A 14,471-nucleotide genomic window follows, 5' to 3' on the forward strand; every position below is an offset into this window, starting at 1 on the left:
TTATACATTAGACTTTCCTTGTTCCCAAATAAACTCACCTGAATGAGAAATTAAATCTTCAACAGATTGTAATACTAAATCTGCAAGTGGTTCTAGCGTTTGACGATCACCCGTACCAGATAGTACGCCAATCGCATAACAGTTGCCACCATTTTTCGCTAAATATAAATCCGTCGGTGTATCCCCGACGACTGCTACTTCACATGTCTCTAAATTAAATCTCTCACAAAACGATTCTACAATTTTTTTATCTGGCTTCTGTGCTGGAAATGTATCTGAAGCTATAACACAATCAAAAAAAGCTTCCAATTGATATTGCTTTAAAAATAATTCTGTCGGCGCGAAATCATCAGCTGTAACGACACCTAGAATAAACCCTCTATCCTTTAACGCTTGTAAAACTTTCGGTAAATCTGCCGTCATTCTCATATGTGAACGATGCTCGTACATAAGAGCAAACAACTTTTCACTCACCCATTGATGCATCTCTTCTTCTCTAGATGATGCAATATACTTACAAAGCCCCTTGGCCACATCAAGACTCGTTCCAGCAGCGAGCGCACTACGCGGATGAACAAATGCTCCATCTACGCCAATCTCTTTTAATAAAGCCTGCTGCATTGATTCTGGTAATTGATATAAATTTATACATTCTGCAACAAGCTCTTCAGCTACTTTTATCCAAATTGAATGAAAATCCATTAATGTCCCGTCTTTATCAAATAATATTGCTTTTACCTTCTCCATAGCATCCTACCTCTCATTTCTTATCTCTTCCAGTGTATCAATAAAATATGGATATAAAATAAACGAATTGTAAAAATACCATAAAAATCAAACTAACTTACAATTTACAATTCATCTGCACATAGAGAAACTTTAATCAGTGGGGGAATCTTATTGCTCGCAAATAGTGAGGTGAAAGCAAAAAAAAGATGCCTTTACAGGGCATCCTCTTGATGTTCAGGAACAAATAGTTCCAGACAATGATATATATTTTCAAATTCCATTGGTGCATCTCCGCCATATTCACCATCTAAGTTGATCATTAATTTATCAGGTGAATGCACTTTAATACGATTCGCTTGTGTATATAGTACTTTCGGATTGTTAATATGTTCCCCACGCTGCGCTTGTGTTGCTGCTTTAATTAAATCAGCGATAGAACCTTTTTTCAGTACTAATAAATCAAATAATCCATCGTTAATAGATGCATATGGTGCTACTTTTTCGAATCCACCAACTGAACGAGTATTCGTAATTAAAAACATCGTAATTTCTTCTTGTAGCAACTTCCCATCATACTCAATTTCAACATATGTTGGATGTAATGATGGTAACATTTCGATTCCTTTTAAATAGTAAGCAAGTTGGCCTAATACCGTTTTTAGCTTGCTTGGTACTTCATATGTTAATTCTGTAATACGGCCGCCACCAGCGATATTAATGAAATATGTATCATTTGCTCTACCAAGATCTAACGGTACCGTTGTTCCTTCACAAATAATATCCGCAGCCTCTTCAATAACACGAGGTACACCGATCGCACGCGCAAAATCATTTGTCGTTCCAACTGGAATAATTCCAAACTTTGGACGATGCTCATGTCCTACTAAACCGTTCACTACTTCATTTAATGTACCATCACCACCAGCTGCGATAACAACATCAAACTTACGATCCGCAGCTTGCCTCGCTGCCACAGTCGCATCTCCAGGACCAGTTGTCGCATGACAAGACGCTTCATATCCAGCTTGTTCTAATTTTTGTAATACTTCTGGTAAGCTCTTCTTAAATAGCTCGCGCCCAGAAGTAGGATTATAAATAATTCTTGCTCGCTTCATCATTTATTAGCACAGGAAATTCCTTATTCATTGAAAAACGAATACACCGAACCCTTATTCAGTATCCCTATGCTTACCTCCTCTCATCTTCCTATCCTTCTTTAATTCCGCTCAAACAGGCAGTAAGAACCCGATTCGTGTAGCCCATCAAAAGTAACTATTCATTTTCAATGGTTTTGTTTTATTTGACAAAAAAATTTATGTCCATCTATTTCCTCACAACAATTTACATATAACGAATAATAATTATCTATTATTTCATGAGATGAAAAAAACCTCTATGTCTAGATTTATCATTATTCCCACCTTTTTGCAACTATCATACCATAGTTGCTATACAAACATTTTTTCACTTTTGACAGTTAATCAAACGTTTGTTTAAATTATTTTTCACCATTTAAACAAACGTTTGATTAACTCAGAAAAAACACCCAAATACGGGTGTTTTTTCTGTTTAATCTTTAAGAGTCTATACTATTTTAGCGTTCAAAAATAAGAATTCTTCTCTTTTTTTAGCGCTTATTAATCTCTTCAAGTAAGATTTTATTAACAAGCGGTGGATTTGCTTGTCCTTTTGTAGCTTTCATAATTTGACCAACTAAGAAGCCAATTGCACGGTCTTTACCGTTTTTAAAGTCTTCAATAGATTGCTCATTATTATCAAGAATTTCTGTTACAACCTTACGAAGTGTTCCTTCGTCAGAAATTTGAACCAGACCTTTCGCTTTAACGATTTCTTCTGGGTCTCCACCTTTTTCAATTAATTCATTAAATACTTTCTTCGCGATTTTAGAAGAAATTGTACCTTTTTCAATTAATTGAACCATTTTAGATAAACCAGCAGGCGTTAATGCAACGTCTTTTAATTCTTTTTGTTGTTTGTTTAAGTATGCAAGTACTTCACCCATTAACCAGTTTGATGTTAATTTCGCATCAGCACCGTCTGCAACTGTTGCTTCAAAGAAATCAGACATCTCTTTCGTTAATGTCAATACATGCGCATCATAAGCTGGTAAGCCAACTTCTTCAACATAGCGAGCTTTACGTGCATCTGGAAGTTCTGGAATAGAAGCACGAATTTCTTCTTTCCACTCATCGTCGATGTAAAGTTCAACTAAGTCTGGCTCTGGGAAGTAACGGTAATCGTCAGATCCTTCTTTTATACGCATTAAGATTGTTTTCTTCGTTGCTTCATCATAACGACGTGTTTCTTGTTGGATGATACCACCAGATAATAATTCTTTTTCTTGGCGCACTTGCTCATGCTCAAGACCTTTTTGCACGTAAGTAAAAGAGTTTAAGTTTTTCAGTTCTGCTTTTGTACCGAACTTCTCTTGTCCAACTGGACGAAGTGAAATATTCGCATCACAACGAAGAGAACCTTCTTCCATCTTACAATCAGATACACCTGTATATTGAATGATTGATTTTAACTTCTCTAAGTACGCATATGCTTCTTCTGGAGTACGCATATCTGGCTCAGATACGATCTCGATTAAAGGCATACCTTGACGGTTGTAGTCTACTAATGAACCGTCAGCTGCATGCGTTGATTTACCAGCATCTTCTTCTAAATGAAGACGTGTAATACCGATACGTTTCTTTTTACCGTCTACTTCGATTTCAATCCAACCATTTTCACCAATTGGCTTATCAAATTGAGAGATTTGGTAAGCTTTCGGATTATCTGGGTAGAAATAGTTTTTACGGTCGAACTTCGTTTCCGTTGCGATTTCACAGTTTAATGCCATTGCGGCTTTCATTGCAAAGTTAACTGCTTCCTTATTTAAAGTAGGAAGTACCCCTGGGTATCCTAAGTCAATTACACTTGTTTGTGTATTTGGCTCCGCTCCGAATTCTGTTGGACTCGCAGAGAAAATTTTCGAATTTGTTTTTAACTCAACGTGAACCTCTAACCCAATAATTGTTTCTAAATTCATCTATGCTCGCCTCCTTACAGACTTGCTTTTTTTGTATGATAGTCTGTTGCTTGCTCAAACGCATGTGCAACGCGGTAAATCGTCGTTTCATCGAAGTGTTTACCAATGATTTGTAGACCAAGTGGCATGTTGTTAGCACCGAATCCACATGGAACAGAAATCGCTGGAACACCCGCTAAGTTTACTGGAATTGTTAAAATGTCATTTGCATACATTGTCATTGGATCGTCCACTTTTTCGCCTACTTTAAATGCTGGAGTTGGCGTTGTTGGTCCAATAATAACATCGTAGTTAGCAAATACATTTTCAAAGTCATTTTTAATTAATGTACGTACTTGTTGTGCTTTTTTGTAATATGCATCATAGTAACCAGAGCTAAGAGCAAATGTACCAAGCATAATACGACGTTTTACTTCATCACCGAAACCTTCGCTACGTGTGTTTTTGTAAAGATCTAATAAGTTATTTACATTATCAGAACGAACACCGTAACGTACGCCATCAAAGCGTGAAAGGTTCGCAGATGCTTCAGAAGAAGATAATAAGTAATACGTTGCTAGAGCGTATTTAGAGTGTGGAAGAGATACTTCCTCCCAAGTTGCGCCCATACCTTCTAACACTTTTAAAGCAGCTAGCACTGACTCACGAGCTTCTTCGCCAACACCTTCGCCTAAGTATTCTTTCGGTACAGCAATACGTAAACCTTTAACATCGCCTGTTAAACCAGCTAAGTAGTTTCCTACTTCAACGTTTGCAGAAGTTGCATCCATACGGTCAATACCTGAAATAGCTTGTAATAAGTATGCATTGTCTTCTACTGTACGTGTAATCGGTCCGATTTGGTCAAGTGAAGATGCGAATGCTACTAATCCGTAACGAGATACGCGTCCGTAAGTTGGTTTTAAACCTACAACGCCGCAATATGCAGCTGGCTGACGGATAGAACCACCCGTATCAGAACCTAGAGAGAATAATACTTCTCCTGCTGCTACTGCTGCTGCAGAACCACCACTAGATCCGCCTGGAACGTAATCTAAGTTCCATGGATTTTTTGTAGCGTAGAAGCCTGAGTTTTCATTTGAAGAACCCATTGCGAACTCGTCCATATTTAATTTACCAATTGTAACTGTGTCAGCAGCTTTTAGCTTTTGTACAACTGTCGCATCGTAAATTGGATCGAAGTTTGCTAATATTTTGCTCGCACAAGTTGTACGAAGACCGTTAGTTACAATGTTATCTTTTACACCAATTGGCATACCGAATAATAAACCATTATCCTCAGCACCAATCTTTGCATCTAATTCTTTCGCTTTCGCGCGTGCATTTTCTTCATCTAATGTAAGAAAAGCTTTTACGTTATCTTCAACATCCGAAATACGTTTGTAAGATTCTTCTACTAAATCCGTAACGGAAATTTCTTTGTTGTTTAACTTCTTATGTAACTCTGATACAGAATGATCAAATAATGACATCGAAATTCCCTCCTCTATTCTAATACTGCTGGAACACGGATTTGATTATCTTTGTGATCCGGTGCATTTTTTAATACTTCTTCTACTGGTAAACCTTTTTCTGGCACATCTTCACGCATAACATTTTTCATAGTTAATACATGAGTTGTTGGTTTTACATCAGTTGTATCTAATTCATTTAACTGTTCTGCAAATGTAACAATTGCATCTAGTTGTTTTTGAAATTTTTCTGCTTCTTGATCAGTAATTGCAAGACGTGCTAAATGTGCTACGTGCTTTACATTCTCAACGGAAATTCTTGACACGGCTAGGCCACCTCCATAATATATCGTTCAATCTACAATACTATTGATGATACCAAATTTTCAGTACTTCAAGCAAGTCAACACATGGCACTTACGGTATTTTTACATAAAAAAAGAAAGGCAAATGCCTTTCTTTACAATTTACTCTTTATCTAACGATTTATTTTTCGGAAATCTTTCATTATCTCCCTCGTTATCACGAATTGTTTTTTGTAATACAAAACAAGACATCGTTAAAAATAATGTCCCAAGTAAATAGTACCCTTTTACACTAAGCGTTTCATCTAACGTATAAATCCCAATTAGCATCCCTGAAAGCGCACAAACAAATGAAGTCCATGCTAAAAACGTGAACGCTTGCGTATTTCGTCTTCTCATCGTTCTCCCCCTCGTTAGCTGTACACCTATTATAGATAAATATATTTATCACAATGGGTTTTTATGTAAAATCACTTTTCTATTTATTAATCTATCACAAAAAATTTCTATTTTGAAGGTATTTTTCTTTCTAATCTGAAAAAACAGTTAAAAACATTGACATTTATTTCAATTCCACATAAAATAAAAACAAATATTACGAACCTCGAAATATACAGGAGTGGAAATAATTGTTGCAATATGAACATTTTTTAGACTTACTGCTAGATAACGCCAAGAAACTTTTCTATCCTGAAGAATGGGTAAGCCTTGATTTAACACTTTCTAAAACAGAAGTATTTTGTTTACTTTGGATGGAGCGAAATACAGATATTACAATGACAAAAATCGCCGATCTTCTTGATATACCGATGAGTACAACAACGGGCGTTGTAAATCGCCTTGTAAAAAAGGGATATATTGAACGCTACCGGAATGAAAGCGATCGACGTATTGTATTAATTCGTTTAACAGAAAACGGCGTAATGCTCGTTCAAGAAGTAAAACAAAATGCGGCCCATTACTTTAGCCTAGTGACAGACGCATTGTCAGAAGAAGAAAAAGCATTCTTACTACAAATATTCCAAAAGATCATGAATCACATTGCTACGTCACAGCAAAAAACAGAAGAAAAGGTTTCTACACCTAAAATGAAAAACATTCCGATTGAATAAGACCCTAGTTGGGTTTTTATTCAATTAAATATTTCGACACTCGTAATATTCGACATTCGAAACAAAGGGGATATTAATGATGAGAATTATTCTGTATACAGGTAAAGGCGGCGTAGGAAAAACTAGCATTTCAGCAGCAACAGCAATCCAAAGTGCAAAACAAGGATTAAAAACCTTAGTAATGAGCACAGATCCTGCTCATAGTTTAGGGGATTCATTTGGCATAAAACTATCTTCTGAGCCACAAGAAATTCGTGAAAACTTGTGGGCACAAGAAATTAACACTATTTATGAAATGGAAAAAGGCTGGGGGAAATTGCAGAAATATATTACACTACTCTTCACTTCCAAAGCAGCCGATGATATTACAACAGAAGAATTAACAATGTTTCCTGGTATGGAAGATTTAATTAGCTTACTTCGAGTACTCGATTATTATAAACACAACACTTACGACGTCATCATTATTGATTGCGCACCGACTGGAGAAACTTTAGCAATGCTTAGCTTTCCAGACATGCTCGGCTGGTGGATGGAAAAACTCTTTCCTATTAAAAGGAAGATTTTAAAAGTTGTTCGTCCTGTAGCTCAACCACTTCTTGGTGTCCCCCTTCCAACCGATGATATTATGGATGAATTAACAAATACACTTGAACAGCTTGGAGAAATGAGAGATATTTTATCAAACCGAGAAGTAACGAGTATTCGCGTTGTTGTAAATCCTGAAAAAATGGTCATTAAAGAAGCTCAGCGCAGCTTTACGTATTTAAACTTATACGATTATAACGTAGATGCCATTATGATTAACCGCGTCATCCCTAACACTGTTACCGACCCTTACTTTCAGGCATGGAAAGATACACAAAAGAAATATAAGGCGTTAATTAAAGATAGTTTTCAGCCACTTCCTATTTACGAAGCTCCCATGTTTGAACAAGAAGTTGTTGGTTTACCTATGTTAGAGCGTGTAGGAAATGCTTTATTCAAATCAGACCCTTCTCCTACTGAAGTGAAATTTAATGGCCGCACACAATATGTAAAAAAAGATGGCGATGAGTATATTTTCGTTCTGTCTATTCCCTTCTCAAACAAAAGTGAACTTTCATTAAATCAAAAAGGTGATGAACTTATTATTCGAGCCGGCTCTATGAAGCGAAATATCACCTTACCAAAAACATTAACACACCTTTCTATTCAAGGAGCTAAGTTTGAAGATGATGTACTAAACATTCGGTTTGGAGGTGTAGTACATGCATGATGAATTACTAAGAAAGGTAATTCGTACAAAAATAAAAATCGGTATGCGTATATTAGAAGAGCTACCGAATCCGATTCAGCAATCAGCTAAGCACGCACTAAATATTTTGCAAGAGGAGCTCTCCTCTTATGCTGAAGAACAACCGCAACCTGAGAGTAATTTAAAAAGCATCATAATTGAATAACTATACCCTTGTAGAAAGCCTTTTCTTATAGGCTTTCTATCCCTTTATTGGAGCTGATATAAGTTGATAAACACATCTTCAAAAAGACATTTCACCACTAATATAATCTGGCTAATCCCCCTTCTATTCTTTTTTCATAACCTTGAAGAAGCTTTCCAAATGCCACAATATATCGCTAATCGATTTTCGATCCATTTTATAACTAACAAACAATTTTTCATTGCAATTTCCATATTAACAACCTTCGTCTTACTCATAGTCATTCTATATCAATTAAGCATCATATCTTCTATTTATTTGATCATTTTTATACAGGGCTGTATCTTCTTTAACGCCGTTCAGCATATTATCTTGTATTTCATTTATCGTTCTTATAATCCAGGAGTAATCTCAGCATCTATCATTATCCTATTTTCTCTTTTCTTATTTTCATCAAAGAAACTATTAATCCCTAAAAAGAAATTAGCAAGTACACTCATTTTTAGTTTAATCTCTTACCCAATCATAATTTGGATTTCCTTATTATTAGCCAGCTGCTTTAATTAAAAAAAGACCAGGAAAACTCCTGGTCCATCACTCTACTTAACAAACATTGGATTCTATGTTATACAAAATTAGAAGGTACAGAATTAGGGTTTTGTTTGTTAAGTAGATTATATGTTGAACGAGCTAACAGCGGAGGGGTTCCTACTGCTAGTCCGTTAAACTCAATATTATTTTGCGATTTTTGCAAGCTCATCAAGTGAAAGATCTACTGAAATTGAACCATCATTCGTTTCTTTCTTAATTGCATCTGTTACTTCTTTTGAATGATACAATTCAATTACTTTTTTCAGCGTTGGATCATCTTTGTCTTTCGTACGAGCTGCGAAAATATTAATATAGGCCTTTGCATTTTCATTCTTTGGATCTTCTAAGAAAATAGGATCCTTCGCTGGATCTAATCCAGCTTGACCAGCAACACCGTTATTAATAACTGAAGCTGCTACATCTTTTAATACACGAGGTGTTTGCTGTGCGATAACCGGTGTAATCTTTAGCTTCTTCGGATTTTCAGCAATGCCGCTTGGATCTCCAAATAGACCGAAATCTTTCTTAAGCTTTAATAATCCAGCTGCATCAAGAAGTTTTAATGCACGCGCTTGGTTCGTTGGATCATTCGGAATAGCAATTTCCGAACCATCTGGAATTTCATTTGCTTTCTTATATTTTTCAGAGTATAAGCCCATCGGCGCAATTTGCGTTGTACCAACAGCTGTAATATCTAACTTATGCTCCTTTTTAAATTGCTCTAAGAAAGCAATGTGCTGGAATGAGTTTAGTTCAATATCTCCATCAGCTAACGCTTTGTTGGGCGTTGTGTAATCCGAGAACTCAACCAGTTTAACTTTAATCCCTTCTTTTTCAGCTTTTTTCTTTAAAATTTCCCAAGCGTCTCCATCTGTTCCAGTTACACCTACGCGAACTACTTTCTCTTTCGCGCCTGCACCTGTGTCTCCACCTGAGCAGCCGCTTAACGCTGTAATTCCTACGATCGCTGATAATGCAAATGCTAAAATTTTCTTCATTTTCTTTTCCCCTCTTCCTTTTTATGATCTGCGTAAAAAGACTTTCGCAAAGTAGTTCCCTAAATTTTGAGCTACCTGTACAAGAATAATAAGTAAAACGACCGTTACGAACATAACTGACGTATCAAAACGTAGATAACCATATGTCATTGCTAAGTCGCCAAGACCTCCACCACCGACAAGTCCAGCAACTGCAGAAAATTCAATTAAACCAACTGTCATAAACGTTACACCTAAGATTAATGGTGCTAACGCTTCTGGCACGAGGATTTCAAAAACAATTCTAATTGGTGAAGCACCCATTGCTTGCGCTGCTTCAATTACCCCTTTCGGAACAGAAACAAGATTTGTTTCAACCATTCTAGCAATACCAATTGATGCAACTAGCGTCATTGGAAAGATTGCTGCTGCCGTTCCAATCGTCGTTCCGATAACACTTCTTGTTAGTGGGCTTAAAGCTACTAAAAAGATAATGAATGGAACCGGACGAATTGTATTAATTATGATATTAAGAATAGAAAAGACCCATTTATTTTCTAAAAAGTTTCCTTTCCTCGTTACATACAACAGTAAACCTAGAGGTATACCAAGAATTGTAGCGAATATAAGGGTTACAATTACCATTAAGAGGGTATCCCCCGTCGCATCTAATATGCGAGGCCAAAATATACTCCAATCAACTCGCATGTGCTTCTACCTCCTTCAGCTGCACTTGCAGTCTTAGATGTTGTAATGCTTTTTGAATTTCTTTCTGTTCACCTTGTAGTTCTACAAGAAGATTTCCAAATAGCACATTTTGGAGTTCAATAATATTTCCATAAAGAACATTTACATCGACGTTATAGTTTTTCGCAATATATGATAGTACAGGCTGCCCTGTCTCTTCCCCAGTAAAAGTCAGGCGATAAATCTGACCTCCGTTTTGAATTTTCGCTAGAACACTTTCTGGTAAGTGATCATTAATAACAGAGCGTACAAAATTTTGAGTTGTCTTTGTTTTTGGTTGTGTGAAAACATCAAACAGTTTTCCTTCTTCAATTACTTTTCCTTTTTCCATAACAGCTACACGATGGCAAATTTCTTTCACAACGTGCATTTCATGTGTAATAAGTAGAATCGTTAAATTGTACTCTCTATTTACTTTCTTTAATAAATTTAAAATTTCTGTTGTTGTTTCCGGATCTAAAGCTGATGTTGCCTCATCACATATGAGAATATCGGGTGATGTCGCAAGTGCTCTTGCAATCCCAACACGCTGCTTTTGCCCACCTGATAACTGTTCTGGATAATAGTTCGCTTTATCTTCTAAACCAACAAATTTTAGTAGTTCATTCACTCTTTCTTTTATCTCATTCTTCGGCAATTTCGCTAACCTTAATGGATAAGCAATGTTCCCAAACACCGTTCTTGAATTAAATAGATTGAAACTTTGAAAAATCATTCCAATTCTTTGTCTTAGTGTCCGTAATTCTTTCGCCGATAATGATGTAATATCTTTATCATCTATTGAAATTGTTCCTGCAGTTGGTCTTTCTAACATATTTACTAAGCGTAATAACGTACTCTTTCCAGCACCACTAAATCCGATAATGCCAAAAATTTCGCCCTTTTCAACTGACAGCGTTACATCCTCAACCGCATGAACAGATTGTCCACCTGATTCATATACTTTACTTACATTATTAAAAGAAATCATTTTCTTCCCTCCTATATGCTGTAAAAACTTGAAGTAGAGCTTTCGAGGTAAAATAAAAAGTGCTCTCCTTCTTATCACTTGTAAAAGATAAGAAGGAGAGCACTTATATGTACTCGTTCACATCTTCTCATCTTCCAAGCCTTTATAGGCTTGCTGGAGTTAGCACGGTATTAAAAAACCCGTTGCTGAGGTATCGTAGGGCCAGTCCCTCCACCTCTCTGGATAAGAGTGTATCGATTTAATTGTCGTTTAATTAAGTCTTATTATAGAACTCAGAATAATGAGAGTCAATACAATTTTCAGAAAAACATTAATTATTTCTCTATTTAAATTTTTAAATAAGAAGTAACAATACAATAGTGATTTTTAAAGTTATGTAAAATCCTTCTCACTCATACTTTTAAAAAGGAGCATCTTCTCTACTCATTGAATAACATTATTTGAATATGAAATCGGAGGAAGATAGATATATGAAAACAGCTCTTTTGCTCGTCGACATTCAAAATGATTATTTTCCAAGTGGAATGATGGAATTACGTAATCCAGTAGAAGCAAGTGAATATGCTAGTCAGCTACTACAACATTTTAGAATAAGAAACGAACCTATTTTTCATATCCAACATGTAGCTATAAAAGATAGCGCTACTTTTTTCCTACCCAATACAGAAGGTGTCCATATTCACGAAAATGTCCGTCCACTTAGAGAGGAAACCGTTATCCTTAAACATTATCCAAATAGCTTCCGAGAAACTGATCTTCTAGAACAATTACAACGTTCAGGAATTGAGCACGTCGTAATATGCGGGATGATGACCCATATGTGTATTGATGCTACAGTAAGAGCTGCTTTTGATTTTGGCCTTCACTGTACCGTAATACACGATGCTTGTGCTACAAAAGATCTTTCATTTAAGAATGCTACTATACCAGCTGTTTATATTCATAATACAATTTTGGCGAGTTTAAATGGAGTATACGCAAATATAATGAGTACAGAAGAGTTTTTAGCGCCCTAAAAAAACACTCCTTTCAGTTAGCAAAGCCGAAAGGAGTGTTCTCTTGTCTAACCATAGATTTTCTTTCAAATTGTATTATACAGGAAATCCTCAAAATGAATACTAAAAAATATGACTAATAAGTCAATTTTTCTCGTTGTTTTGTTTCTATTTACATGTTTATCCCGATATTAATAGGGTTTAGCTAGTTCTAACCACCAAATAGTAATATATGGTAATACCTTTCGATTCAAATTAACTAACTCCTATTATAGAGAGTTTCTCAAAAAGAAGAGATCTTCACAGACTGTGAAGATCTCTTCTACTATTTCTTATAAAGTTTCAGAAGTAGTTTTTGCTTGCATGTGAAGTGCTAAGTAGTCAGGACCACCAGCTTTAGAGTCTGTACCAGACATGTTAAAGCCACCGAATGGTTGGTAACCTACGATTGCACCAGTACATCCACGGTTGAAGTATAAGTTACCAACGTGGAAGTCTTCACGTGCTTTTTCAATATGGTCACGGTTGTTAGTAACAACTGCTCCAGTTAAACCGTATTCTGTATTGTTTGCAATTGCAAGTGCATGATCAAAGTCTTTTGCTTTACAGAATGCTACTACTGGTCCGAAGATTTCTTCTTTCATTAAGCGAGCATCTTCTGCAACGTCAGCAACGATTGTTGGTTGGATGAACCAGCCTTTAGAATCGTCTCCTTCGCCACCTGATACGATTTTGCCTTCTTCTTTACCAATTGCAACATAGCTCATTACTTTATCGAATGCAGCTTGGTCATTAACAGGTCCCATGTTAATATCTTTTGCATCTGGGTTACCTACTGTTAATTCTTTTGTTAATTCAACAGCACGATTTAATACATGATCGTATACATCTTCATGGATTACTGCACGAGAACATGCAGAACATTTTTGTCCTGAGAATCCGAATGCTGATGCAACGATAGATTTAGCTGCTAATTCAAGATCTGCCTCTTTATCAACAACGATTGTATCTTTACCGCCCATTTCAGCGATAACACGTTTTAACCAAATTTGTCCCGGGTTTACTTTTGCTGCACGTTCGTAAATACGAATACCTACATCGCGAGATCCAGTAAAGCTAACGAAACGTGTACGAGGGTGATCTACTAAGTAGTCACCAACTTCAGAGCCATTACCTGGAACGAAGTTTACTACGCCAGCTGGTAAACCAGCTTCTTCTAATACTTCCATAAATTTCGCTGCTACTACAGGAGTTGTACTAGCTGGTTTTAGTAATACTGTGTTACCAGAAACTACAGCAGCTGTTGTCATACCTGCCATAATTGCGAATGGGAAGTTCCAAGGAGAAATAATAACACCTACTCCTAATGGAATGTAAGAGAAACGATTATATTCAATTGGACGGCTTTCTACTGGAATACCGTCTTTTAATTTCAACATTTGACGAGCATAATATTCCATAAAATCGATTGCTTCTGCTGTATCAGCATCTGCCTCATTCCATGGTTTACCTGCTTCTTTTACAAGAATAGCAGAGAACTCATGTTTTCTACGACGAACGATTGCTGCAGCACGGAATAAAATATCTGCACGCATTTCTGGTTTTGACTTTCTCCAAGTTTGGAATGTTGCATCCGCTACTTGCATTGCTTTTTCAGCTAATTCACGGCTTGCTTTTGAAACGCGACCAACAAGTTCCTCTTTATTTGCAGGGTTTACAGAAACAATTTTGTCTTCTGTAGTGATTTTTTCTCCCCCGATAATTAATGGATAGTCTTGTCCAAGATAAGATTCTACTTTCTTTAAACCCTCTTCAAACGCTAATTTGTTAGCCTCTACTGAAAAATCTGTAAATGGCTCATGTTTGTATGCTACTACCATCTTTTTAGCCTCCCCTTAGAAAAACGTTTACATTTTACAACATTATTCTACACGATAATTTAGATTTATTCAAATATTCCTAGACTTATATTTTAAAAATTAATAAATTTTTAAAATATAATAAAAAAAAGAGATTCATACATATAATCTGTACCCTTTGTAAAGGACATTTTGAAAAAAGTTAGGCAACATCAAGAAGATGATTTCTGTATCCAACAGGAGTCATCTTTTTTAAATT

At 36.1% G+C, this 14,471-nt stretch carries 15 protein-coding genes and 1 riboswitch; of the genes, 5 read left to right on the forward strand and 10 right to left on the reverse strand.

All coding sequences use genetic code 11. The features are described 5' to 3' along the window. The 6 genes from DET63_RS23685 to DET63_RS23710 form a co-directional block, all read right to left on the reverse strand. On the reverse strand, positions 1-747 hold the full coding sequence (locus DET63_RS23685; RefSeq protein WP_113938032.1) for an HAD family hydrolase: 747 nt from the start codon (positions 745-747) through the stop codon (positions 1-3). A gap of 194 nt (positions 748-941) precedes the next feature. Further along, on the reverse strand, positions 942-1,847 hold the full coding sequence (locus DET63_RS23690) for a diacylglycerol kinase (RefSeq protein ID WP_002010051.1): 906 nt from the start codon (positions 1,845-1,847) through the stop codon (positions 942-944). A gap of 509 nt (positions 1,848-2,356) precedes the next feature. Beyond that, positions 2,357-3,784 (reverse strand): Asp-tRNA(Asn)/Glu-tRNA(Gln) amidotransferase subunit GatB, encoded by a 1,428-nt coding sequence (gene gatB / locus DET63_RS23695; RefSeq protein WP_113938033.1) that lies wholly within the window; start codon positions 3,782-3,784, stop codon positions 2,357-2,359. Between the two features lie 14 nt (positions 3,785-3,798). Then, positions 3,799-5,256, reverse strand: coding sequence for an Asp-tRNA(Asn)/Glu-tRNA(Gln) amidotransferase subunit GatA (gene gatA, locus DET63_RS23700; protein ID WP_002010048.1), 1,458 nt, complete (start codon positions 5,254-5,256; stop codon positions 3,799-3,801). Positions 5,257-5,270: 14 nt separating this feature from the next. Further along, complete coding sequence (gatC, locus tag DET63_RS23705; RefSeq protein WP_000086999.1) at positions 5,271-5,561, reverse strand: Asp-tRNA(Asn)/Glu-tRNA(Gln) amidotransferase subunit GatC; 291 nt, start codon at positions 5,559-5,561, stop codon at positions 5,271-5,273. A gap of 141 nt (positions 5,562-5,702) precedes the next feature. Then, a complete protein-coding gene (locus tag DET63_RS23710) occupies positions 5,703-5,939 on the reverse strand; it encodes a YiaA/YiaB family inner membrane protein (protein ID WP_113938034.1) in 237 nt (78 codons plus the stop codon). 230 nt (positions 5,940-6,169) lie between these two features. On the opposite strand from DET63_RS23710, the gene DET63_RS23715 reads away from it, so the two are divergent. From DET63_RS23715 to DET63_RS23730, 4 genes are all read left to right on the forward strand, one after another. Beyond that, complete coding sequence (locus tag DET63_RS23715) at positions 6,170-6,652, forward strand: MarR family winged helix-turn-helix transcriptional regulator (RefSeq protein WP_000942491.1); 483 nt, start codon at positions 6,170-6,172, stop codon at positions 6,650-6,652. 76 nt (positions 6,653-6,728) lie between these two features. Next, positions 6,729-7,910 carry an ArsA family ATPase gene (locus DET63_RS23720; RefSeq protein WP_181777954.1) on the forward strand — a complete coding sequence of 394 codons (1,182 nt, stop codon included), beginning with the start codon at positions 6,729-6,731 and terminating at the stop codon, positions 7,908-7,910. Beyond that, positions 7,903-8,094 (forward strand): DUF3926 domain-containing protein, encoded by a 192-nt coding sequence (locus DET63_RS23725; protein ID WP_002091335.1) that lies wholly within the window; start codon positions 7,903-7,905, stop codon positions 8,092-8,094. Before DET63_RS23720 ends, DET63_RS23725 begins: the two co-directional genes overlap by 8 nt. A 63-nt stretch (positions 8,095-8,157) precedes the next feature. Further along, positions 8,158-8,640 carry an HXXEE domain-containing protein gene (locus tag DET63_RS23730; RefSeq protein ID WP_113938036.1) on the forward strand — a complete coding sequence of 161 codons (483 nt, stop codon included), beginning with the start codon at positions 8,158-8,160 and terminating at the stop codon, positions 8,638-8,640. A gap of 167 nt (positions 8,641-8,807) precedes the next feature. Here the strand turns inward: DET63_RS23730 and DET63_RS23735 are convergent, their stop codons facing one another. From DET63_RS23735 to DET63_RS23745, 3 genes are read right to left on the reverse strand one after another with little or no spacing between them, the layout of a single operon-like run. After that, a complete protein-coding gene (locus tag DET63_RS23735) occupies positions 8,808-9,662 on the reverse strand; it encodes a MetQ/NlpA family ABC transporter substrate-binding protein (protein ID WP_113938037.1) in 855 nt (284 codons plus the stop codon). Between the two features lie 21 nt (positions 9,663-9,683). Then, a complete protein-coding gene (locus DET63_RS23740; protein WP_113938038.1) occupies positions 9,684-10,349 on the reverse strand; it encodes a methionine ABC transporter permease in 666 nt (221 codons plus the stop codon). Then, entirely contained in the window at positions 10,339-11,358 is a 1,020-nt protein-coding gene (locus DET63_RS23745; protein ID WP_002010037.1) for a methionine ABC transporter ATP-binding protein, read from the reverse strand. The genes DET63_RS23740 and DET63_RS23745 overlap by 11 nt, the downstream gene beginning before the upstream one ends. A 124-nt stretch (positions 11,359-11,482) precedes the next feature. After that, a riboswitch (SAM riboswitch) is annotated at positions 11,483-11,587 on the reverse strand. A gap of 241 nt (positions 11,588-11,828) precedes the next feature. Here DET63_RS23745 and DET63_RS23750 point away from each other — a divergent pair. Then, positions 11,829-12,374 carry a cysteine hydrolase family protein gene (locus DET63_RS23750; protein WP_016093464.1) on the forward strand — a complete coding sequence of 182 codons (546 nt, stop codon included), beginning with the start codon at positions 11,829-11,831 and terminating at the stop codon, positions 12,372-12,374. A 311-nt stretch (positions 12,375-12,685) separates the two neighbouring features. Here the strand turns inward: DET63_RS23750 and pruA are convergent, their stop codons facing one another. Beyond that, positions 12,686-14,233, reverse strand: a complete 1,548-nt coding sequence (gene pruA, locus DET63_RS23755; RefSeq protein ID WP_002124887.1) for an L-glutamate gamma-semialdehyde dehydrogenase — start codon at positions 14,231-14,233, stop codon at positions 12,686-12,688. Positions 14,234-14,471 lie beyond the last annotated feature (238 nt).

The organism is Bacillus sp. DB-2, assembly GCF_003315125.1.
In the GTDB taxonomy this organism is placed as follows: Bacteria; Bacillota; Bacilli; order Bacillales; family Bacillaceae_G; genus Bacillus_A; species Bacillus_A mycoides.